Below are 23,727 nucleotides of genomic sequence, written 5' to 3' on the forward strand. Positions count from 1 at the left end.
CCTCTCGTTCGCCCCTTTTCGGGGAATAGCCACGGAGGTGACCGGTGCAGTCTGAGGTGGTCCGCTACCAGGTCGATGACAAGACGGTCGCGTTGATCGAGGTCGAACCACCTGCGGGTTTCCAGCCCGCCGGGGTCGGCGACGTGGCCGGCTGGGTACGCGAAGCCGCCGCACCGGCGATCGCCGCCGCGAAAGAGTTGCTGGAGCAGGTGAAAGCGGTGTCCCCGGACGCGGTCGAAGTGAGGTTCGGCGTCAAGGCGACCGGGACGGCGAATTGGGTGGTCGCCAGGGCGACCACCGAAGGAAACTTCGAAGTCACTCTCCATTGGCAACCGGACGGATCCGCGGAGAGCGGCACCGGGCCGCAGCACTGACGGACGGAGTGGTCGGTGACAGCAGTCCCTGACGACAGCCCGTGGGCGGTCGCCCTCCACCGGGAAGGAGACCCGGACACGCCGATCGGCACTGGCATCGTCATCGACATGAACCTCGTCCTCACCTGTCACCACGTGGCGTTCGCGACCAACGGCACCCTGCACGACGATCTCTGGGTCGCCTTCCCCCTCGCATCGAAGGTCAACTACTTCGATCGGCGCAAGGTCCGACAATGCCTGCACGACGGCAAGTCTGTGGCACACGTAGACCTGGTCGTCCTTGAGCTTGTCGAGCCGGTGCCGGCGTCAGTCGTACCGGCGCGGCTCCGCTGCCTGGGGCCCAAGCCGCTGCTGGGCCGTCCTTTCTGGACGTACGGCTTTCCGAGAGGGATCATCGGGGGCACCCCGGTCACCGGCACCTTCACCGATATCGGCGGCTGGGGACGCGTCATGATCAACAGTGATGCCAGCGGCGTGCTGGGTAAGGGGTTCAGCGGCGGTGCCGTCTGGTCCCCGGAATACCAGGCGGTGATCGGGGTCGTCGTTTCCGCCGACACCCAGGGCAACGGTCAGGCTGTGACGCTGCACTACGCCGACGAACAGTTACCCGAGATGAAGCTGGGAACACTCTCCGCTTGGCGAGCCGAGGATGCCGACGACGCCGCCCTCTCCGCCTGGGGTTGGACACTCAGCACGGACAGCGAGGCGTGTCGCCACTGGCTGCCCCGGGCCCGAGGCGTGGCGGTCGACACCGAAGGCGGGGCCCGGTTCCGCGGCCGCACCGCGGCCCTGCGCCGGATCGTGGACTGGATCGACGGGCCGGCACCGGTCACCAGCCCGCTGATCGTCACCGGCTCGCCCGGCGTGGGCAAGTCCGCCGCCCTCGGCCGGGTCGTCACCACCGCCGACCAGCAGATCCGCGCGAACCTGTCCGTCGGTGACATCGCCGTCCGAGCCTCGATCGGCTCGGTCTCCTGCGCGGTGCACGCCAAAGGCAAGACCGCCGTCGAAGTGGCGACGGAAATCGCCCGCGCGGTCGCCGTCGACCTGCCCGGCGCACCGGCCGATCTGATGCCGGCGGTACGCGAGCGACTGTCCCGCCGGCCCACCCAGTTCGCGCTGATCATCGACGCGCTCGACGAGACAGCGGACCCGGCCGACGCCCGTGCGGTCGTCAACGACATCCTGCTGCCGCTGGTCCGCGACTGCGGCCGGTACGGGCTCCGGGTGGTGGTCGGCACCCGTCGCTCCGACGACCGAGGCGACCTGATCGCCTGCTTCGGTGACAACGCCGAACTGATCGACCTGGACACACCGGAATACTTCGCCGAATCCGACCTCGCCGACTACGCCCAGGCGACCTTGCAACTGGTCGGTGCCGAACGGCCGGCCAACCCGTACGCCAACGCCACTGTGGCCGCACCGCTCGCCTGCCGGATTGCCGCGCTGGCCAAGGGAAACTTCCTCGTCGCCGGCCTCGTCGCGCGGGCACACGCGTTGCGCGACACCGAGCCTGTCGACCCGGCCACGGTGTCGTTCACCGCCACCGTTGCGCACGCGCTGGACGCCTACCTCTCCGGCCTGCCGAGAGCGGGCTCGACCTCCGCCCGGCTCGCGCTGACCGCCCTGGCGCACGCCGAGACGCCGGGGCTGCCGCTCCCCCTGTGGCAGACCGCGATAGCGGCCCTCGGCGGAGCCGTCACCGAGGCGGAGCTCGGCGGTTTCGCCCGTACCTCGGCAGCTAACTTCCTGGTCGAGACAGGTGGCGGTGCGCAGCCCACGTACCGGCTGTTCCACCAGGCTCTCAACGACGCGCTGCTCGCGGACCGCGACGCACGGGCGTCCCGCCGCGACGACCAGCATCGGCTGGTGTCCGCCTGGACCGAATTGGCCGGCGCCACCGGTTGGGCGGACGCCCCCGACTACCTGCTGCGGTCGCTGCCCCAGCACGCCGGCCGGGCCGGGCTCGTCGAACGGTTGCTCATCGACGAGGACTACCTGTTGCACGCGCACCTGGACCGGCTGCTCACGGTCGTCGACGCGGAGCAGACGTCGATGGCGCCACTGCCGGCCGCCCGGGCGCGGCTGTTGCAGCGCACCCCGCTCGCGGTGGCGGCGGAACCAGCCGAGCGGGCCGCGCTCTTCTCGGTCGTCGACCGCCTCGATCAGCTCGGCAGCGGGATCGTCGCCCGCGCGGCGCCGTACCGTGCGCGGTGGGCGCACACCCCTCCCCGGCAGGAACGCAGCGTGCTGGACGGGCACTCGCAGGCCGTCTACGACGTCGCCTCCATCGAAATCGACAGTCGACGGTTGCTCGCCTCCGTCGGTGACGACGGCACCGTCCGGCTCTGGGATCCGTTGACCAACCAGGCCGAGCAGGTCTTCACCTGTCACGACGACACGATCCGTGGGGTGTGCGCGGTCCAGACCGGTGGCGGCGAGGTGCTGATCGCCACCGGCAGCCACGACGGCACGATCGGGCTGTGGGATCCGCGGACCGGCCACCGCCGGCATGAGCTGCGTGGGCACGGTGACTGGGTGCGCAACCTCTGTGTCATTCCCCTTCCCGATGGTGACCTGCTCGCCTCGGCCGGGGACGACCGGACGGTACGGGTGTGGGATCCGGTCACCGGCTCTCAACGGTACGAGCTGACCGGCCACACCGGTTGGGTGACGGCGGTGACGCACGTGCCGGCCGGCGGCCGGCACCTGTTGGCGTCCTCCGGCTACGACGGCCTGATCCGGATCTGGGAGCCGAGCGCCGGCGCCGAGCCGGCACAGGTGCTCGCCGGCCACACCGGATGGGTCACGACGCTGTACGCGGTCCGCGCGCCCGGCGGCACGCTGCTCGCCTCGGCGGGCTACGACGGCACAGTCAGGCTGTGGGATCCGCTGACCGGTCAGCGAGTCACGGTCCTCGACACCGGCGGACCGATAACCGACCTGTGCACGGTCGACGTCGACGGCGGTTGCCTGCTGGTCTCCACCGGTGAGGACGGACTCATCCGGTTGTGGGAGGTGCCGACCTGGGCGGAGAGGCCGAGCCTGCACGGACACGCGAGCTGGATCCGCGCGGTGTGTGAACTCCGGACGGCAAAGGACCGGATGCTGGCCACCGCCGGCGACGACGGCACGGTCCGGTTGTGGGATCCGGCCGGCGGCCAGCCGGACACGGTTGCCGACCAGGACAGGTTCGGACCAGTAAGCGCGCTCTGCCTGGTCCCGGACGAGCGGTCGACGCTGGTCGCCTCGGGCGGCGGTGACGGGCAGGTGCGGTTCTGGGATGTCGCCACCGGCGAGCGGCTACGGGCGTTCGCCACGTCAGGGGGCGCCGTCAACGCGGTCTGCGCGGTCGCGGACGACGAGGAGCCGCTGGTCCTCACGGCCCACGACGACAACCTGGTCGGGTCGTGGGACGTCCGGGACGGTTCGTTGGTGCGGGAGATGAGCGAACACCACGATCGGGTCGCGGCGATCTGCCCGATCGTCGTGAAGGGTGAGACCCTGATCGCCTCCGCCGGCGACGACCAGGCGATCCGGTTGTGGCACCCGCACACCGGCGGCGTACGCGCGGTTCTGCTCGGCCACGTCACCCGGGCCTGGGTGACCGCGTTGGCCACGGTCGGCTGGCCGGGCTTCGAGGCACTCGCCTCGGCGGACAAGAGCGGCACCGTGATGCTGTGGGGCGGTGGCGACACCCCGCTCTGGACCCAGCAGGGCCACCAGGATGCTGTGAACGCGCTCTGCGGGATAACGGTGGCCGGCCGGCCGGCGCTGATATCGGCCAGCGCGGACCACACCATCCGGATGTGGGACGCCGAACAGGGCCAACCGGTCCGGTGGTTCATCGGGCACTCCGCGGCCGTGACCGGGCTGAGCCTGGTGCGGGCCGGCGGTCGGGACCTGTTCGCATCGACCAGCCGAGACCGTACGGTGCGGATCTGGGATCCGATGACCGGCCGAACGGTCCGCACGATCCCCGTCTACCATTCGGCCCTCGCCTGCTGCACCGTCGGCGGCACCCTGCTGGTGGGTCTGGAGCAGGGCTTGCTGGCCCTGGCGGTCACCGGCTGAGGGATCAGCCAGCCGCCGACTGCCCGGAGCGCCGTGTGGTACGCCCGAGGAACACCGTACGACGTCCGTGACGTGTCTGCGACGGGACGTACCCGGGGTCACCCCAGTTTCGCACGGACCTGCTCGGCGTCCGGGTGGTCGAGTTCGGTGAAGATGTCCAGGGCCAGTGCCCAGTCCTGCCGGGCGGCGGCCAGGTCGCCGGTGCCGGCGTGGACATCACCGATGCCGGCCAGGCAGATGGCCTCGTCATAGCGGTCGTGCAGGTCGCGGAAGAGGTCGACGGCACGGCGGTAGCCGGCGACGGCCTGTTCGTGCTGGCCGAGACGGTGGTGGGCGTGGGCCACGCCGTGCCAGGCGTGAGCCTGACCGAACCGGTCACCACCGCGTTGTTGCAGCACCAGGCCCTCCTGACAGTACGCGAGCGCCCGTGGGTAGTCGCCGAGCCGGGCAAGGCACCAACCGACCGCGTTGAATGCGCGGGCCCGCCCCGCCTCGTGTCCGGCCTCCGTGTAGAGGGCAAGCGCCCGCTCGGCATGGCGGAGCGCCTCCTCGCCGTGCCCGAGGTGCCACAGCACCAGGCTCAGGTTGCGGGCCGTGTCAGCCTGCCCGGGAACGTCGCCCAGCTCGGCGTACCGGCTCAGGGCGTGCCGCAGGTGGGTGTGCGCGTCACGGTGGTCGCCGCGGCTGAAGTACGCGCGGGCGAGGCCGCGGTGGGCGTCGGCCTGGCCTCGCAGATCCGACCGGCGGGTCGCCGACGACAGCGCCCGGTGCTGGGTGACGGTCAGGTCGGACCAGTGCCCTCGCCGGTCCAGGAAGTCCTGCAAGGTCCAGGCCAGCCAGCCGGCGTGGGCGTCGAATCCGGTACTGGCCGCATGCTCCACGGCGGCCAGCATGACGGCGTGCTCCGCGACGAACCATCCGGCCGCCTGGCGGTGGTCGGTCAGCCGCTCCGGAACGACGCCGGCGACGGGCGGGTCCAGCGGGAGCGGTTCCCGGGTCGGCAGCAGTAGAAGGGCTGCGCCGTGCGCGGTGTGCAGGTAGTGGTCGAGCATCCGGTGTACGGCTTCGTGTCGCTCGGCGTCCCGCTCCGCATGGTCGGCGAGTTCGGCGGCGTAGGCGCGGAGCAGGTCGTGGAAGGCGTACCGGCCGGGAATGTGCTCGGCGATGAGATGTGCGCGGGTGAGTTCGTCCAGTAGCCTCCGCGCCCGGGTCGATGCCGTACCGGCGAGGCTGGCCGCGGCGGACACGGTGACGTCCGCTGCCGGGTGCAGGCCGAGTAGCCGGAACAACCGGGCGGCGTCCGGGCTCAGTGCGTGGTATGACCAGGAGAACACGGCCCGGACGTCCAGGGCCGGATCGTCGACGGCGAGGGCGTCCAGCCGATCCCGGCTCCTGTCGAGCTGGTCGGCCAGCGTAGCCAGAGAGTATTCGGGCTGCCCGGCGGCGCGAGCGGCGACGATCGCCAGTGCTAGCGGAAGGCGTACGCACCTGGTGACGATGTCGTCGACCGCCCGGGGTTCGGCGGCCATCCGGTCGACGCCGAGCCGACGGGTCAACAACTCGCGTGCCTCGTCGTCCGGCAACAGGTCGAGGGTGACCAGGTGGGCCCCTTCGAGCGCGACCAGGCTGGACAGCCGGTCGCGGCCGGTCACCAGGGTCAGGCACCGGGGCGAGCCGGGCAGGAGCGGGCGGACCTGCGCGGCGTCCCGGGCGTTGTCCAGTACGACGAGCACACTGCGATCGGCAAGGAGGGTGCGGTACAGCGCGGACTGCGCCTCCGTGGTGGCTGGGATACGGTGCGGCGGCACCCACAGGGCGTCGAGAAACCCGCGGATGGCCTCCGCCGGTTCCATCGGCGAGCCGCCCGAGGTGAAACCTCGAAGGTTTACGTACAGTTGCCCGTCCGGGAACCGGTCCCGGACCTGTTGTGCCCAGTGCACCGCGAGTGCGGTCTTGCCGACGCCTGCGGTGCCGGCGATCACCGAGATCATGCCCTGTGCCGGTGTGTCCGTGGGAAGGCTCTGCGACAAGAGCTTGAGTGCCTCGGTACGACCGGTGAAGCCGACCACGGCCGCCGGCAGTTGCGCCGGAACCAGGTCGCTCGCCGGCTCCCGGCCGTGGCCGTGGCCCGGCGATTGCCCCGACCCGAACTCTGGGGCCTGCTGGGGCCGGCGGCCCGTTCGCTCCGCAGGTGGAGCCGGCGACCCGCGAGCCAGTGACACCAGCGCCTGACGGTCCGATTCCGGCAGGTCCAGCGCGTCGATGAGCAGGCGTACCGAGCCGAGCCGGGGCCGTCGGATCCGGCCCGTCTCCACGCCGCGTACAGTGCCCACGCTGAGCCCTGACCGGCGGGCCAGTTCCTCCTGGGTCAACAACGCCCGCTCGCGGAGCGCACGCAGCGTCCGGGCGAAGGATTCCTCCTCGGCCGGTGGTGGCGCCGGATCAGCATGCGCCGGGGGATGCCGGGTGTCCATCGTGTCCGCGGTCGCCGTCCTTCCCCCCGAGATTGACGGTCACTTGACGGTCCGTGTCCTGGCGGCACGCCATGGAGAAGAGCAATTGTAGTCCGAACCCGGTTGTCGACCGTGGCCGAACCACATCCCGGTGGAGGTCGTCCTCGACACCGCCGTGCCGCTCCCGGGCACCTGACCGGAGCCGCCGCTGACCGCCGCCGCGTCGCCTGCGCGGCGGTTCGCACCACCGCCACCGACCAGGAGGAGCCCTGGTGAGATCGACGCACCCACCGAAGACCGTCCACTATGGCGTCGCCCGCCTGACCACGATCGTGCTACTCGCTGCCGGCGGCCTCGCGGTGCTGCCGGCCAGCGGGTCGGCGCGACCCGCCGGGTCGGCGGCCGGGGTCGCGCCGCTGGCGACCGTCGACCCGTTCGCCGCCAGGACCACGACGTTGTTCACCACCGGCAAATCGGCCCAGGAGGATCCGTGCTATCGGATCCCGGCCATCGTCCGCACCAAGGCCGGCTCGCTGTTGGCCTTCGCCTCGCACCGGATAAAGACCTGCCTGGACAAGTCCAATACCCAGATCGTCGTGCGGCGGCTGCCCGCCGGCGCGACGGTCTGGGAGCCCGAACTGTCGGTACTGCGGGGCACGCCCGAGGACCCGGAGGCAGCGGCGACCCGGGGCAACTCGGCCCCGGTGGTGTACCGGACCCTTCCCGGCGCGCCGGTGACCGCGGTACCGGACGGCCGGGTCGTGCTGCTGAGCACGTACAACTGGGTCGACCCGGCACACGATGGCGACAGCCACCATGGTCAGCCCCGCACGCCGTACGTCCAGTACAGCGACGACGACGGCCGGACCTGGAGTACGGCGCGGAGCCTGCTGGACCAGATCGACGACCCGAGCTGGGGTCACTACGCGACCGGCCCGGTCCACGCGATCCAGCTCCAGCGGGGTCCGCACGCCGGCCGGCTGGTGGTCGGAGTCAACTACGGGGCGCCGGGCAGCGTCTCCGGGGCGATGATCGCCTACAGCGACGACGGCGGGACGACCTGGCAGAAGGGGGCCCGGCGGGAGTACCCGGCGGAGGCCAGGACCAAGCCACAGGAGATGAGCCTGGTCGAGCTGGCCAACGGTGACCTCTATGTCTGGGCCCGACAGAACTGGACGCCGGAGCCCATCGACGATCCGGAGTTCGACGTCAACCAGCGCCCACACCGGCTCTTCGCGATCAGCAAGAACGGCGGACAGAGCTACACCGCGGACGGGTTCCAGCCCGTCACGGGCTTCGAGACGCACCGGGTCGAGTCGGCGTCACTGCGGCTGCGGGCCACCGACGAGGGCGATGCGTACAACCGCATCCTGACCTCTGCCCCGGCCTGGAACAACTCGCGCCGGGCGATGACCGTCCGGTCGTCGTTCGACGAGGGGCGGACCTGGCAGACCGTGGACACCGTCGCCAGCGATTCGACGGACGAGGGACGCCAGGTGTGGGGCACCGCCAACCGGGGGGCGAGCAAGGACGAGTGCGCGTGCTATGCCGGTTACTCCGACCTGGTGGAGCTGGCGGACGGCGGGGTCGGCCTGCTGTACGAGCGCGGTGTCAACTCGTACCATGACGAGATCGTCTTCGTCCGGTTGACGGAGACGGACCTGCACACCCCCGCGACGACGCCGGACACGGCCGGCGGGCGGTCCGCGCTGGTGTTCCACGGCGCTACCCCGAGCAGCGCCGGCAGGTTCGGCGGCGGGATCAACTTCGACGGGATCAGTGGCCGGGTCCAACTGCCGTACCGGACCACACCCGTACTCGGCCCCGGCGACTTCACCGTGTCGGTCTGGTTCCGGTACGGCGAGTCCACCGCCCCACAGGCGATCTTCTGGGCGTACGGGCAGAACACCACGCCACAGGTGTGGATCCGGGGCGAACCGGCCGACAACAAGATCCAGGCCAGCGTACGACCGGCGGGCGCGACGGCCGGGATCAGCGTGGCCTCGGCCGGGGCCTACAACGATCGCGCCTGGCACCACCTGGTGCTCCGCCGACAGGGGGACACGCTCTCGCTGATGGTCGACGGCATCCAGGTCGGCACGACGACCGGTACGGCCGGAACCATTGCGGGTGCCGAGCCCATGCCGATCTACCTGGGCCAGCGCCTCGACGGGGCGCACCGCTTCGACGGCCGGATGGACGAGCTGCGCGTCTACGACCGGGCGCTGACCGACGCCGAGCTGAGCCGCCTCCGGCTGGACAACGCGCTCGACATCCCCGGACTCACCGCTCACCTGCCAATGGACTGACGAACCATCCCTCCGGAAGAAGGACACCACGTGCTGACACGATCCCGACGCGCCCGAGGCCGACTACTTGCCGCCGGCGTGATGGCCGCCGTACTTCTCGGCGCCGAACCCGCGCTGGCCGACAACTTCGGATCTGCCGGAACGCCCGGCGTCACCGGTACGACCAACCGCGCACCGCGTTCGACGCCGCTGAGAAGATCGATTCCTTCCCCGGGCCTCATCGACTTGCCCGGTTGCCCGACAGGGCGTCGCCTTTGGCAGCCGACCAGTCGGGTGCGACCGGCGGGGCGCACACCACGTCCGGCCGTCTCTCCCAGACCCCGGTAACCTTGACCGGACCGTCGTGAGGAGGGTTGGCGTGCCGAACTCCGGTCCAGCATCGTTCGGTCTCGATGACTTCGGGCTCGACGACCGGATGCGACTGTTCGGATACGTGACCGCAGACAACCGGACCGCGTACCTGTGGGTGCTGCGTGCCTTCGACGCCGCGCGCTCCAGCTACCACGTCGTCCTGCACACCTCCGACGTGGCGGCTACGCTCGCGGGGTTGGCCGCCACCCACCCGGACTGTCCCGAACCTGCGACGCTGGAGCTGCCGCGCCTGCTGGACGCCCTGGTCGACTGGGGTGTGCTCGACCGCAGCCAGGACGGCGCCCGCGCCGCGACGCTCGCCGAATACCGCAACCGCCACTCGGTCTACCAGTTCACCGAGGCAGGCTATCGCGCCCATCGTGCCGTGGAGGGCGTGCTCGCCGCCGGCTTGGACGACAGCACACTGTCCCGGCTGGTCTTCGCCGACCTGCTCGCCGACCTGAAGGCGCTGGCCACCGCGAACGCGGCCGGGGACGCCGAGGAGGTCTACCGCAAGCTCAACCGGCTCGACCGCGCGCTCGCCGACGTTGCCGAGCGGGCCGCACGCTTCTACCACATGCTCGGCGACTTGAGTCGTACCCACGACGTGCGCCCAGAGGTCTTCCTGGCGCACAAGGACGCGTTGCTGGCCCACTTGCGGGACTTCCACGACGAATTGCAGCGCTACACTCCGCGGCTGCGCGAGGCAGTCGCCGAGGTGGAGACGACCGGTCTGGAGCGGATGGTCGAGGCGGCCGCAGAAGCCGACGAGCGCCTGTTCGCCACGCCTTCGGAGCGGATCGCCGACTGGCAGCGCAGGTGGTCCGGCCTGCGGTCGTGGCTGGCGCCGCCCGAGCCCGACGCCCTCAGCGAGGCCGATCGGCTGGCCGGTGCGACGATGGCGGCGATCGGGGACGTGCTGGCGCTGCTGCGCAGGGTAACCGAGGCGAGACGCGGCGGTGTCAGTCGGGAATCACAGCTGCGGCACCTGGCGGCCTGGTTCACCGGTATCGGCTCCGACGAGGCGGCCCACGCCGTCTTCGACCTCGTGTTCGGGCTGGGTGCCCCCCGGCACGTAAGCGTGGGATACCCGGACCAGGAGGCGATTCCGAGCCGGCTCTCCTGGTGGGAGGCCCCGGCCGTGGAGCTGTCGCGCACCCTCGTGCAGTCCGGCCGCATGCCCGGCCAGGGCAACGGCCGGCCGGCGCGCATCGAGCGTGCCGACTCGTCGCGACAGATACTGCGCGAGCGTCAGATCGCCGAGGAACACCGTCAGGCCAGCGCAGCGTCCGGCCTGGTGACAGCGTTTGGTGGCGGGACGGCAGTGCCGCTCGACGAGGCACAGGCCGGCGCGTTGCGTCGGCTGCTGGACCTCGCGCTCAGTGCACGCGCGGCCGGCCGTCTCGACACGCCGCTGGCTGCGGCTGCGTTCGGGATCCGGCTCACGCTCGTCCCGGCATCCGGCCAGTTCACCACGGTGGTCACCACTGGGGGCCGGCTCCACCTCGACGGGTACGCGCTCACCCTGACCACGGCCGAGCACACCAGCGCGCGGCCGGAAAGCCGGAGCGGATGATGGCCACGTGAGGTTCGCCGCCGACGTGTCCGACTTGGAGCTGGCCGATTATCAGCGGGCCGTACGCCTGCTGCTGCGCCATCCTCTGGTGACGGCGATCTGGCCGGACGAGAGGGCCTTGCCGCGGGTCCGCCGGTTCGCCGCCGACCTGCGCCGCGACCTGTCCGAGGCGTTCGGTTACCGGCTGGAGCTGCATGGCACCGCCGCCCGCCTGGTGCGCACGGCCGACGCGCTGAACCCGGACTGTCCGGCGATTTCGAGGACGGGCCGCCCATTCGACCGACAAAGGTACGCGTACCTCGCGCTCTGTTTGGCGACGTTGGGTCGCGCGGGCATCCAGATCAGTCTTACCGAGCTGGCCGACCAGGTCGCCGGCGACGCGAACCGGATCCCCGCCCTGGGACTCGACGCGGATCAGGGAACGGACCGGCGGGCCTTCGTGGATGCGGTGGCCTGGCTCGAGGAGCGCGGCGTGCTGCGGGTGGCGGACGGTTCCAGCGCCACCTGGGCCAGGGACCCCAACGCCGGAGAGGCGCTGTACGACGTGGCCCGCGACGCCGTGTTCGCCCTCTTCCGGCCGCCGCGCGTGCTGCAACACATCGATTCGGTGGCCGCCTTGCTGGAGCGGTCGCTCAGCAACAGCGGCAACGCCGAGCGCCGAGCGGCGGCGCAGGCCGCGCGGCGGGCCGCGGTGGAGCGGTCGGTCGTGTACTACGACGACGTGCCCGCCGAGATCGGTAACCACCTGCGCGGGCAGGCCCTCGCGGAGGACCTGCACCGGTTGACCGGTCTCCGGCTGGAGCGCCGCGCCGAAGGAGTCCTGCTGGTCGACACCGTGGGCTGGTCGGCGGAGCGGTTCCCCGGCACCGGCTCGGTGGCACAGGCCGCCGTGCTGCTCGCGGTGGCAATCGGCGATCGGGTGTCCGACCCGGACGGCCGCCGCGCCCGGCGCGTGCCGGCGCCGCACCCGAACGACCGGCAGGCCGCGCTGACCGCCGCCGCCGACACCGGCCTGCCCGAGAGCCGGGCCGTGCTCGCGGACCCACCACCTGCCCCCGTCGAGGCGGACGAGCCGGACGAGCATTCCGGAGAGCGGAGGATGCCGCTGATCACGGACAGCTTCCTGCGCGAGGCGACCGGCGAGATCCTGCGGTCCTACGGGTCCGCTTTCGGCGCCACCTGGCACGCCGATCCGGACCGCCTGCGCGCCGAGGCGGTTTCCTTGCTCGCCCGGTTCGGCGCGGTCGTCCCGGTGCCCGGCGGCGTGCTGGCCCGGCCGCTGATCGGGCGGTACCGCAACACCGTCGCCCAGGTCCGGCAACGCACACTCTTCTGATAAGGGATCGCTCTTGGCACGCTTCGTACCCACCCGCGCGGGCATCATCAACCTCTGGGACTACCGGGACGAAGAGTTCCTGTTCGTCGATGGGTGGCTGGTGCTGCGTGGCCCGAACGGCTCGGGCAAGACCAAGGCGCTGGAGGTGCTCTTTCCATTCGTGCTGGACGGACGCATCGAGCCGCGCAGGCTCAACCCGTTCGCCGGTGAGGACCGGACGATGAAGTCCAATATCCTCTACCGAGGGCAGGAGCTGTCGCACGCGTACGTGTGGATGGAGTTCGGCGACGGCAGCTCGTGGGTGACCATCGGCATCGGGCTGCGGGCGCACAAGCACAACGATCGGGTCACGCGCTGGCACTTCGTGGCCGACGGGCGGGTCGGGGTGGACCTGTCGCTGCTGGACGCCGACGACCGGCCGGTGTCGCGGCGCGAACTGATCGAGCGGCTCGGCGCGGACGCGGTCCGCGACTCGGTCGAGGAGTACCGGCACCTGGTTGACGCGCGTCTGTTCGGGCTCGGTGCCGCCCGCTACGAGCAGTTGCTCGACCTGGTACTCAACCTGCGTAAGCCGCAGCTGGCCAAGGATCTCAATCCGGTCGAGCTGTCCCGCACGCTGCAACGCGGTCTGCGCCCGGTGGAGGATCATCTACTCGTCGAGGCGGCGCGTTCATTCGACGACATGGAGACGGTGGCCCGTACCCTGGAGGGGCTCGTCGTCGCGGATCAGGCCACCACGTCGTTTCTCACCGTGTATGCCACCTACCTGCGTACCCATGCCCGGGCCGCCGCCGAGGCGCTCAGCGTGCGCCGGGCCGCGGTCGACGATCGCCGCGCCGCGCTGGCCGACGCGCGGGACGCCGCGGCCGAGGCGACACGGGCCGCAGCCGAGGCCGAGGCACGGCTGCGCGCGGTCGAGGGGGAACCGGGACGGCTGCGCGCACACCTGGAGCGTCTCAAGAGTTCGGCGGCCTACCACTCCCACGAGCAGCTGGCCGACCTCGACCGGCATGTGCAGGATCTCGCAGCCGCCGAGCGGCGGGCGAACGAGAGAGTCGCCGCCGAGCAGGGCACCGCGGGCAGGCGGGAGGCCGAGTGGCGTCAGGCCGTGACAGCCGCGCAGGACGCACAGGCGCGGGCGGCTCGGACGGCCACCGACCTCGCCGCCGAGGCGGCGGTCGCGGGCGTCGAGTGGCGGCCTGCCGACGCGACCGCCGACGGGCTCGGAGTCCGGGTCTCCGCTCGGGTCGAGGCACGCCGCGCCGACGTCGCCGACGTGCGGGCGTTGCGCGGCCGGCTCGCCGAGGCGGAACGGGACCACGCACGCGCGGCCGAGACGGATCGGCAGGCTCGGGCCGCCGCTGACAACGCGGTCGCGGCCGAGGAACGTGCTGGTATCGCCTTGGACGAGGCGAAGGAGCAGACCGCCGCCTCGGTACGCCGTTGGGGCGCCGACCACGCCGGCCTGCTCGCCGAGTTGAACCGGCCCAGTCTGGCTGAACTGCTCGCCGGGCAGCCGGCGGCTCCGTCCCTGCGCGACCTCTACCACGAACAGGTCGCCACCCCGCTTGCCGCCGTCCGCGACGAGGTCGCGTCGCTGCGCACGCGCGAGGAGACGCTGACCGCTGACCGCGAAGCCCTGACCGCCGATCGCGACGCCATCGCGGCCGAGCACGACGACGCCCCACCGCTGTCGCCCACCCGGCCGGCGCCGCGCGAGGGCCGGCCCGGCGCACCGCTGTGGCGGCTCGTCCGGTTCGCCGACGACACGCCCGGTGCCGAGGCCGCCGGGATCGAGGCCGCGCTGCACGCCGCCGGGCTGCTCGACGCCTGGATCCACCCGGACGGCGACGACGGCGGCGAGCAGGACGCCTTCCTGCGCGCCGGGCCACGCGTGGCGGGGCGGGCGTTGGCCGATGTGCTGGTCCCGGAGGACCAGGAGTTCGTGCCCGCCGGACGGATCTCGGCCGTGCTGGCCGGCATCGCCCTGGGCGACCTCGGCGGTCCAGCCGGCGTCGACGCCTCCGGCCGGTGGGCGCAGGGCGCCGGCACCGGCCGGTTCGCCAAGGACCGCTGCGAGTACATCGGCGCCACAGCCCGGGCCGCCCGGCGCGCAATCCGCGTCGCAGACTGCGAACGGCGGCTCGCCGATCTGCGCGTGGAGTCGGAGCGGGTGACGGAACGGCGCCGGGCGCGGGAGGCGCTGCTCACCGCGGCGGGTGCGGCCGGTGCGGCGTTACCGCCGAGGAGGGCCGTCGGCGACGCCGAGCGTGCGCTGGACCGGGCCGCGACGGAGCTTCGCGTACGCCGGGAGGCCGCCCTCGACGCGGCGAACCGACTGGACGCCGCCGTCGCGGAGCAGGCGGCGGCCGCTGTCGCGCTGCGCCGGGCTGTCGCCGAACGCGGCTTACCGGTCGAGCGCCTCGACGCCACAGCGGCCTCGCTCGACCGGTTTTCCCTGCTCGGCGTCGAGCTGGGGCACGCGTACGAGACGGCAGCGAGAACCGTCGGGCTCGCCGAGCAGGCCGCCGAACGCCGGGCCGAGGCGGACGGGCGCCTGACCGAGGCCGAGCAAGCCGCCCGGGAGGCCACTCGCCGCCACGTGGAGAAGGATGAGGAGCTGCGGACGCTCTCGGCCTCGATCGGCGCCGAGGCGACGCGCGTGCTGGCCGAGGTGAACGAAACCGAGGTGGCCATCGAGGAGGCGGAGAACAGCCTGATCGTCACCCGTGACGCGCACAGCACGGCCAGGGAGAGCCTCGCCGCGGCCGGTGAACGCGTTCGGCTCGGCGAGCAGGCGATCGCCGACGCGATCGCCGAGGCCCGGCGCGAGTCGCTGCGGCTGCGCCCGTACGCCCAGCCGGATCTGCTCGGCCTGATGCGGTGCCCGGTCGAGCTTCCCTGGCCGGTGACCGAAGCTACCGGTGACGACGTGGACCCGAAGGTCGTGGCGCTGCACGAGGCGATCCTCGGCGCCACTCGTGATCTCAGCCCGACCGAGACGTCGCTCAAGCAGAGCGCGACCAGGCTCAGCGGCGCGCTCACCGAGTTGCAGGCCCAGTTGCCCGCCGCAGGGCTCGACCACCGGCCGGAGTGGGACACCGACGAAGGCGTCGTGGTGGTGCGGGTCGCAGACGAGCAGGGACTCACGCCCGTCGCACACTTCGCGCATCACATCGCCGCCGAACGCCGCGACCAGGAACATCTGCTGACCGAGGCCGAGCAACGGGTCTTCGAAGACGCCCTCCTCGGACAGCTTGCCGGTCAGATCCACCGGCGTACGATCGAGGCCCGCGACCTGGTCGCGGCGATGGACGCCCAGATGCGCGCCCGGCGCATGTCCTCCGGACTCACCGTCGGCGTCGGCTGGCGGCTCGCCGACGACCTCGACCCGGAACAGCGCGAGGTCTGCCGGCTACTCGAACGCGACCCCGCCCGCCTCGGCCCCGCCCAGCTCGCCCAGATGCGCCGGCACTTCGCCAGCCGGATCAAGACGGCCCGCGCCCAGGCACCGGAGAAGCCGTACCGGGACTTGCTCGCCGAGATCCTCGACTACCGCCAGTGGCGGACATTCGCGTTCACTCTGCACCGGCCCGGCGGGAGCAGCGAAGCGCTGACCAGGTCCCGGCACAGTCAGCTCTCTGGCGGCGAACAATCGGTATCGCTGCACCTGCCGCTGTTCGCCGCCGCGAACGCCCTGTTCGACTCCGCCCGCCCGGACGCGCCCCGCCTGCTCGGCCTGGACGAGGCATTCGCCGGCGTCGACGAGAACGGCCGCGGCGAGTTGATGTCGCTGGCCAAGCAGTTCGATCTCGACCTGTTCATGACCGGCTACGACCTGTGGGCCACTCACCCTGCGGTAACCGGGGCCGCTCATTACGACCTGTCGCACTCCACCGTGGACCATGCCGTGTCGACGGTGCTGCTGGTCTGGGACGGCAAGATGAACGTCGCCGACCTCGACGGTAGCCTGGCACGAGCACTGGGCTCGCCGGAGACCCGCCGGGCGCCGATCGGTGAGTGACCCGCTCACCGAACCGGGCTGGCGGCGGCTGCTCGTGGCGGCCCGTCGCAGCTTGGAACGCACGGGCGGCAGCCTTGCGGGTACGGTGTCGCTCTCCGCACCGGACGACGACGAGCGGCTCGTGATCATCGGGCTCACCGGCGTGCACCGGCCCGCCGGGGTGGGGCGGGTCACGGTACGCCTCGCCGAGGTGGATGCGCACCTGCGCGCCGCGCACGGGAAAGGGCTGGCCGAGACGCTCGGACCGGTACGCGACCGGCCCGAGGAGCGCAAGCGCGAAGCGCTGGGACGCGACGCCGTGCTCGCGCTGGCCGCCGAGAGCAGGCACGCCGGTTCGTACTGGTACGAGCGGTGGCTCGACGGTCTGCGCCGCGACGGCACACTGACCCGTGTCGTGCGTGGCGGCCTTCCGTTCCCCGACGTGGTCGCCGTGCTGGACGCGCTGCCGGCCACCGACATCCCGCTGCCGGTGCTCGCCGAACGGATACTCGACGACACCAAGGGGCTCACCGAAGGACCCGTCCGCGGGTTGGTACTGCGGGCACTCGCGGCCTGGCACGGACTGCCCGCGCCGTCGGGAGCCGAGCAGGAGCGAGAGCTGTGGGAGCTGGCCGGGGTCGTTCCGGACGACCTGGCCAGCCAGGTGCTCGTGCTGAACCTGCCGGCCGCCGGCGGGATTGTCGGCCCCTGGCTCACCGAGGCCGCCCTGGCGCACGTGCCGTTTCGGGCTACGCTGCAGCAGCTACGGCTGGCTCCGCTGACCGTCGAGGCCACCGAGATCTTCGTGTGCGAGAACCCTGCCGTACTGCGAGCCGCCGCCGGCCGGCGGACTCAAGCGATCGTCTGCACCGAGGGGGTCCCGTCCGCGGCGGTGCACGAACTGCTGAAGGCGGTACGGCCCGAGGTGGTGATCCGATGGCGCAACGACTTCGACTGGACCGGCGTGCGGATGACCGGGGCGGCGCTGAGGCGATACGCGCAGGCCGTGCCCTGGCGGATGGGCGCCGAGGATTACGCGCGGGCCGACGGCCAGGGCGTTTCGCTGAGCGGGGCTCCGGCCGAAACGCCCTGGGACCTGGGGCTGGGAACGCTGATGAGCCGAATCGGGCGAGCGGTCATGGAGGAGCGACTGCTCGACACGCTGCTGACGGACCTCACGGCCGCCGCAGGGGCCGTGCCGCCGCGCCGGCACGACGGTCTCGGGCGACCGCCTCGCTGATCCGCGAGGCGAGGTGAGGCTCGCGACCGCAGACCTGTCCGGCAAGCCCGCTCTCCCCTGAACCTTTTTCAACCTCCCCTTGCGGTTCGTCGGACCGCAAGGTCGGACGCGGCGTGTGAGCGCCGCGCGGTTCAGGTTGAAAAAGGTTCACTCATACAGTCAACCGGAGAGGGTGAACGGGATGGTGACGGTCGACTGGGCACCCTGTGCGGCGGTCGCGTCGACCCGGAGCGTGGTCGGTGTCGAGCCGATCGCGTTCCAGACCTCCAGCCGTACGCAGCCGCCGCTCATCGCGGCGAAGCCGCCCGACGTGGCGCGTACCCCGGTGGCCTGGGTGTACGTCTCGGTGCCGGGGATCGGGTCGGTGGCGAAGTAGGCGTACGTCTCGGTTCGGCCGTAGCTGCCCGAGCCGGTGAAGTCGTACGAGATCCGGGCCTGCACCCCGGCCCCGACGGCGGTCCCCGCGTCGACGTGCAGGGCGAAGCTCGTCGCCCCGCCGCCCTGGTAGGTCCCGGTCAGCCCGCAGAGGCGGTGGGTGACCGGGTTGTTCGGGGTACCGTCATGGTTGCCGGCCGCGGCGGGGATGGCGACCGTGGTCGCTCCGGGGCCCGCCGTGCCGGCCAGTGCGCCGCCGGAGCGGACGTGGAGCCGGTTGTTGGTGACCGGCGGGACGGTCGGAGTCGGGCTCGCCGTCGGTGTGGCTGTCGGGCTCGCCGTCGGCGTCGGGGTGGGGTTCGGCGTTCCCCCGCTGGCGTTCCCGCCGCTCCAGGTGTGTACCCCGGTGGTGGCGGTACGACCGGCCGGCACGGTCAGGGTCCGGCCGTCGGAGAAGGTCACCGTGATCGGACTGCTGGTGATGTTCGACGCCACGTAGGTGCGCGCCCCGCCCCGGTTGAAGACCGCGTAGAGCGGGGTGTTGGCGGTGACGGTGGTATCGACCTGGCCGAGCGCGGCGAGGTTGCGGAGCCAGTGGAAGGTGTGTGCCCGGCTCTCGCCCTCCTCCGGCGGATACCCCGGATTGGCCCGGAAGCTGGCCAGCGCGGTGTCCGGGCTGGCCAACGCCTGGAACGACCAGAGCACGTCCGACCAGACGGTCGGCGGCCCGCCGTTGTTGGTGACCAGCTCGTTCCAGTTCGTCGTCACGTAGTCCGGACGGTAGCCGAGGTAGAGCGAGCCACCGGTGATCGGCAGCATGTTGATGCCCTGGATCATCTCCGGTTCGCCGCTGAACCAGGTGGCGTACGCCCCGCCGTCGCCCCAGACCATGCCGACGGTGCTGTGGCCGAAGGCGGCCGGGTAGTTCTGGTTGGCCGAGTCGAACCAGTACTCCTGGATGGCCTGGGCCTGGGTGGTGTAGATGAACAGGCCGGCGTCCCGTACGGCGGTGTTGCCGGTGGCCAGCCCCCACTGGATCAGCGCGCTGGCGAAGTTCATCCCCTCCGACGAGGACTCCTGGTTGTTACCGGCGTCGAACGAGCCGTGCCCGGAGGCCCAGTCGTGCCCGGCGTAGATGTCGAAGTCCCGCAGGAACGGGAACATCGGGTCGGCGCGGTCGACGCCGTTGGCGTCCCGGATCAACAGGTTGACCATGCCGCCGTACCCGTCCGCGGCGGCCCAGCCGGGATCGAACTTGGCCAGGGTGGCCGCGGCGGCGATGTAGTACCCGTAGTGGAAGTGGTGGTCGTTGAGTTCCTGGTCCGACCCGTACGACGCCGGGTAGCCGACCAGGGTGCCCCAGGCCCGGTCGTAGTGGAACAGCCGCCCGGTCTCGCCGGGCGAGGCGGTGAACCAGTCGGTCAGCCGGGTCCGGATCGCGCCCAGCAGCAGGTCCCGCTGGGCGGTCCGACCGAGTTGGTCGGCGATCTCGGCGAGTCGGGCGGCCCGGCCCAACCCCTTGCCGGTCCAGTAGGTGTCGTTGCCGAAGCCGGCCAGCGGGTCACCGGTCGCCACCTGGTCCAGGTAGCCGCCGAGGGTGGCCAGGTCGGCGCCGCTGGAGGTGGCGACGGCGGGCAGCTCCGGCAGCACGCCGTGGTAGCGGATCGCGGTGCCGAACGAGCCGACCCCGACCAGGGTACGCATGGCGCCGCGCGGCGAGACGTACGTCTGCGGGATCGGGGCACCGCCGGCGAGGTTCTTCCACTGGTGCGGGTAGAGCGCGACGACGGTGTTGCGCTCGGCGCCCTCCCGGGCGGTGGTGGTCAGCGTGTAGGTCGCGTGCACCGTGCTGGTCGCCTGGTCGAAGCGCCAGTCGACCTGGGTCCCGGTGACGTGTGCGTGGGCGTACCGGCCGTAGCTGTCGGCCAGGGCGGCACGGTCGGCGGCCGGGGTGCTCGGGGTGGTCGGCAGCACTGCGACCGAGAAGTACCCCCGGCCGGCCAGCGTCGAGGTGATCGCCGTACCGGCGACCGACCAGGTCGCCCCTGCCGGGCCGTACGCGACGTAGTCGTGCCCGCGTACGGTGAATCCGACCCGGGTGCCGCTGTTGCTCCAGACCTCGGGCGCCCCGCCGAAGCTGAGCTGGGCGTTGCCGCCGGTCACCTGGGCGTGGACGAAGGGCAGACCGTGCCCGATGGTGGCCCGCAGCGTCCGCGTCCCGTCCGACCAGTAGGGCGACACGGTCCAGTCGGTCCAGCCGTCCACCTTGACGTCCGGGGAGTTGAGCCCGGTCACCCCGAGGGTGAACTCGGTGCTGTACGGGTAGTGGTACTCGCCGACCGTGGTGGGCGTACCGGAGACGGTGGCGGTGGTGGTGTACGAGACGCCGAGCCCGCCGGCCGCCGGGTCGAAGGCCATCGGGTGGGCCTGCAGAGGCATGGAGTACGCGCAGTCCGAGCGCTTGAACAGCAGCGACGACCACCAGTCGTTGGTCGGCACCGCGCCGGCCGGTGCGTTGGCGGTGACGTACCGCCGGGGGTTGGTCGAGATGTCGGCGCAGCCGGACGGGGCAGCGGCGCCTGCCGGGCGGACGGTGGTGTAGCTGCCGGCGCCGAGCGGGTCGGCGCCGGCAGCGGACGGCACGGCGAGCGCGACGGCGGCGGTGACGACGGCGGCCGCGGCCGCGGCGACGAGCGCGACCAGGCGGCGCCCTGGTCGATCGGGACGGTTCATGATGCCTCCGGGCGGGGACGGCACGGTGGGGAATGATTTCCCAGCTGTTGCTGGGATGTTGCGGAAAGGCCATCAAATCCACGGAGCTCTGTCAATATGGACAGCCGGGTTCGATTACCACGCGGCGAACCCGGGACACATTGACGGCGGGCCGCGCTATCGGCTAAAAGCCGCCGGCCACTCCCCGCCCGCGAGCAGGGGTTGGAGCCGCCCAGGAGAGGGTGGATCGGTGAGCGGAGCAGGTGTTCTTCAGATCCGGATAAACGCGCCGGGTTTTGGTGATCCCGCCGACCGGACGCCGTCGAAGACCCGGTTCCGCGCGACGCGGACCTACTGCCGGGCGCGTACCACCACCTCGGTGAGGGTGAGGGGGTCGCTCGTCGACTTGAGCTGCACCCGGACGTACCGCCCGGTGGCGCCGTCGACGTCGACCAGGGTGGGGCGGCCGGCCGCCTCCGGCAGGTGAACGGCGGTCGCGCCGGGGGTGGCAAGCGCCTCGGCCAGCGAGTTCGTGGTGATCGGTTCGGGCGACACGATGACCCAGTAGTCCGAGAGCCGTTCGGTGCAGCAGTCGGTGCGGTTCCAGATCTCGACGGCGTCCACCTGGTACCGCTGGGTCAGGTCGACCTGCCACCACGCCTGGTACGACGGCTCGGCCGTGTGCGAGGCCGAGTTGTCCACCAGGTAGTCGCCGGCGGTGTTGCCGTCCACGGCCCGGCCCGGCACCCCGCCCCAGGCGGTGCTGACCTGGGTGGCGGGCCTGCCGACGGCGACGTTGGGCAGCACGACCGCGACCTGCCCGGCCAGTTCGAGGTGTCGGCCACCGGCTGACAGGTCGACGGCGAGCGACGCGGGCCCGGGTTCGGCGTCCGCCGGCACGGTCACCGGAATGCGCGCCTCGACCGTCCGGCCCGGTGCGAGATCGGTGAACGAGACCGGCTCGCCCGTGGTCCAGCCGTTCGGCACGCGGAGCGCCACCGAGCCGCTCGCCGCCTCGCGGCGCGGGTTCGTCACGAGCACCGGGATCTCGGTCGTGGCCCCGGTCTCCAGGTGCGTCGGGGCGTCCAGCCAGCCGACCAGCCGGTCGGTGGCGGCGACCAGTGTCGTGTCGACGGTCAGGCCGAGATCCTGGCCCTGGTGGGTGGGTGCGGCCAGGGTGATCGTCACCGGCGTGACCTGGTTCGGGCGGACGGTGAACGGGCCGACGGCGCCACCGGTCAGCGCGGCACCGGTGACCACCCGTGCCTGGCCGCCGACGGCGACCCGGTAGCGGGCGTCCGGGTCGGCGGTGCCGCGTACGGTCACCGAGACCCGCTCCGCGCGGTCGGTCACCAGGTACGCGGTGTGCCGTACGGTGGTGCGGCGGGTGCTGCCGTAGCTGCCGGTGTCGGTGTGGCTGTAACCCCGCTCGACGTCGGTCAGCAGCCAGGCGCCCCGCGCGTCGACCGTGTTCGGCGGGATGATCCGCAGCTCGCCGGCGAGCGCCACCCGCAGCACCGGAAGGATCTGGTCGTGCGGCCGGTCGGGAAGCGACACCACGAGGTCGTCACCGTCCATGCGCCAGTCGAGCGCGCCCGCGCCGTCCTCGACGACACCGCGCACCCGGGTGGCGAGGCCGGGCAGGCGCAGCTCCCCGGACTGCGGCCAGTCGGTGACGTGCAGGTACAGGTTCGAGCCGTTGACGGTGACCTCGCCCCAGGGCTGCCCGCCGAACCTGGTGGCGGACGCGCCGAGCACCGCGCCGGGGTGGCGCGCGAGCCAGTCGCCGATGCCGCGCAGCACGTCGGCCTCGAACTCGACCATCGAGCCGTCGCCGCGCGGGCCGATGTTGAGCAGGTAGTTGCCGCCGCGGGCGCGGACGCCGGTCAGGCCGACGACCAGGTCGCGGATCTTTCCCGGCAGGTCGTCGCGTTGCTGCCAGCTGCGGTAGCCCCAGGTCTCGTGGTAGATCGACGCCGGCGTCTGCCACGTGCCGTCGAGCGGGACGGACGGGATCTCGTTGTCGCCGAGGGTGCGGAAGTCGCCGACGTTGTTCCAGACGCGGCTGTTGATGGCGGCGTGCGGCTGCAACCCGCGGACGATGCCGGCGAACCGCTCGCTCTGCGCCACCGTCGGCGAGGACATGTCGAACCAGACCTCGGAGATCTCGCCGTACTGGGACATCAGCTCGCGGATCTGCGCCTCGATCACCGGTTCCATCGACGGCGGGATCGGGTTGTTGTTGCCGCCGTCGAACTCGTGACCCTGGTGCCAGTCCACGAGGGAGAAGTAGAAGCCGAAGCCGAGGCCCTGGCGGCGACACTCGTCGGCGAGGAGCTTCAGCGGGTCCCGCCCGTACGGCGTGGCGTCGACGATGTCGTAGTCGGTGGTGGCGGTGTCGAACATCGAGAAGCCGTCGTGGTGCTTGCTGGTGATGATGACGTACCGCATGCCGGCGCGCTTCGCGAGGCCGCAGATCGCGGCCGGGTCGAACGCGTCCACCGGTGCGCCACGTCGCGGTAGTCGGCCTCGGAGATGTTCGCCCACATCTGGATCTGCTCGCTGTAGCCGCTGGTCACCGGCTGGTCTTGCCAGACCCCGCCGAGTTCGGAGTAGATGCCCCAGTGGATGAACATTCCGTACTGGAGCCGCTGCCAGGCGGCGAGGTCGGGATCGGCGCTGAGTTCGACGGCGCCGGGGATGCCTCTGGGCTGCCGCTGTCCGGCGGTGGCGGTGCCGGGCACGGCGAGCGTGCTCACCGCCAGCAGCAGGGTGAGCAGGGCACCGAGCGGTCTACCCATCATCAGTTCTCCTCGTCGAGCGCCGATAGACATCCGATCAAAACACGCGGTTCCGCGATTTCCAATAGGCGAGCGCCCGGGTGACCCTGTCCACGATGACGGGTCGCAGCGCTGTCCGACCCC

11 protein-coding genes are annotated in these 23,727 nt (G+C 71.8%); 7 read left to right on the forward strand and 4 right to left on the reverse strand.

From position 1 onward, the window contains the following. Nucleotides 1-56 precede the first annotated feature (56 nt). Nucleotides 57-374 (forward strand): CU044_2847 family protein, encoded by a 318-nt coding sequence (locus Pma05_RS25990; RefSeq protein ID WP_239313091.1) that lies wholly within the window; start codon nucleotides 57-59, stop codon nucleotides 372-374. A gap of 15 nt (nucleotides 375-389) precedes the next feature. Further along, complete coding sequence (locus tag Pma05_RS25995) at nucleotides 390-4,448, forward strand: AAA family ATPase (protein WP_203860101.1); 4,059 nt, start codon at nucleotides 390-392, stop codon at nucleotides 4,446-4,448. A 98-nt stretch (nucleotides 4,449-4,546) separates the two neighbouring features. Here Pma05_RS25995 and Pma05_RS26000 read toward each other — a convergent pair whose 3' ends face one another. Next, nucleotides 4,547-6,922 (reverse strand): ATP-binding protein, encoded by a 2,376-nt coding sequence (locus Pma05_RS26000; protein WP_203860102.1) that lies wholly within the window; start codon nucleotides 6,920-6,922, stop codon nucleotides 4,547-4,549. 251 nt (nucleotides 6,923-7,173) lie between these two features. Here Pma05_RS26000 and Pma05_RS26005 point away from each other — a divergent pair, with 251 nt between their 5' ends. The 5 genes from Pma05_RS26005 to Pma05_RS26025 all read left to right on the forward strand — a co-directional run bounded on the left by Pma05_RS26005 (nucleotide 7,174) and on the right by Pma05_RS26025 (nucleotide 17,716). Next, nucleotides 7,174-9,210, forward strand: a complete 2,037-nt coding sequence (locus tag Pma05_RS26005) for a sialidase family protein (RefSeq protein ID WP_203860103.1) — start codon at nucleotides 7,174-7,176, stop codon at nucleotides 9,208-9,210. A 415-nt stretch (nucleotides 9,211-9,625) separates the two neighbouring features. After that, nucleotides 9,626-11,137 carry a TIGR02677 family protein gene (locus Pma05_RS26010; RefSeq protein ID WP_203860288.1) on the forward strand — a complete coding sequence of 504 codons (1,512 nt, stop codon included), beginning with the start codon at nucleotides 9,626-9,628 and terminating at the stop codon, nucleotides 11,135-11,137. A gap of 25 nt (nucleotides 11,138-11,162) precedes the next feature. Beyond that, on the forward strand, nucleotides 11,163-12,473 hold the full coding sequence (locus tag Pma05_RS26015; protein WP_239313094.1) for a DUF2398 family protein: 1,311 nt from the start codon (nucleotides 11,163-11,165) through the stop codon (nucleotides 12,471-12,473). A gap of 13 nt (nucleotides 12,474-12,486) precedes the next feature. Beyond that, on the forward strand, nucleotides 12,487-16,497 hold the full coding sequence (locus tag Pma05_RS26020; protein WP_203860105.1) for a TIGR02680 family protein: 4,011 nt from the start codon (nucleotides 12,487-12,489) through the stop codon (nucleotides 16,495-16,497). Continuing rightward, nucleotides 16,490-17,716, forward strand: coding sequence for a TIGR02679 domain-containing protein (locus Pma05_RS26025; protein WP_203860106.1), 1,227 nt, complete (start codon nucleotides 16,490-16,492; stop codon nucleotides 17,714-17,716). Before Pma05_RS26020 ends, Pma05_RS26025 begins: the two co-directional genes overlap by 8 nt. Before the next feature lie 159 nt (nucleotides 17,717-17,875). Here the strand turns inward: Pma05_RS26025 and Pma05_RS43555 are convergent, their stop codons facing one another. The 3 genes from Pma05_RS43555 to Pma05_RS42805 all read right to left on the reverse strand — a co-directional run bounded on the left by Pma05_RS43555 (nucleotide 17,876) and on the right by Pma05_RS42805 (nucleotide 23,607). Then, entirely contained in the window at nucleotides 17,876-20,824 is a 2,949-nt protein-coding gene (locus Pma05_RS43555) for a glycosyl hydrolase (protein WP_203860107.1), read from the reverse strand. Between the two features lie 330 nt (nucleotides 20,825-21,154). After that, complete coding sequence (locus tag Pma05_RS26035; protein WP_239313097.1) at nucleotides 21,155-23,254, reverse strand: alpha-L-fucosidase; 2,100 nt, start codon at nucleotides 23,252-23,254, stop codon at nucleotides 21,155-21,157. Beyond that, nucleotides 23,143-23,607: a hypothetical protein gene (locus tag Pma05_RS42805; RefSeq protein ID WP_239313100.1), complete on the reverse strand. Its 465-nt coding sequence runs from the start codon at nucleotides 23,605-23,607 to the stop codon at nucleotides 23,143-23,145. Before Pma05_RS42805 ends, Pma05_RS26035 begins: the two co-directional genes overlap by 112 nt. Nucleotides 23,608-23,727 lie beyond the last annotated feature (120 nt).

It is taken from the genome of Plantactinospora mayteni (assembly GCF_016862935.1).
Lineage (GTDB): Bacteria > Actinomycetota > Actinomycetes > Mycobacteriales > Micromonosporaceae > Plantactinospora > Plantactinospora mayteni.

Bases quoted from the DNA above. Each gene is read 5' to 3' on its own strand.
- Pma05_RS26035 (WP_239313097.1), bottom strand. From the start codon at position 23,254: ATGCGGTACGTCATCATCACCAGCAAGCACCACGACGGCTTCTCGATG.
- Pma05_RS26010 (WP_203860288.1), top strand. From the start codon at position 9,626: ATGCGACTGTTCGGATACGTGACCGCAGACAACCGGACCGCGTACCTG.
- Pma05_RS42805 (WP_239313100.1), bottom strand. From the start codon at position 23,607: ATGATGGGTAGACCGCTCGGTGCCCTGCTCACCCTGCTGCTGGCGGTG.
- Pma05_RS43555 (WP_203860107.1), bottom strand. From the start codon at position 20,824: ATGAACCGTCCCGATCGACCAGGGCGCCGCCTGGTCGCGCTCGTCGCC.
- Pma05_RS26000 (WP_203860102.1), bottom strand. From the start codon at position 6,922: ATGGACACCCGGCATCCCCCGGCGCATGCTGATCCGGCGCCACCACCG.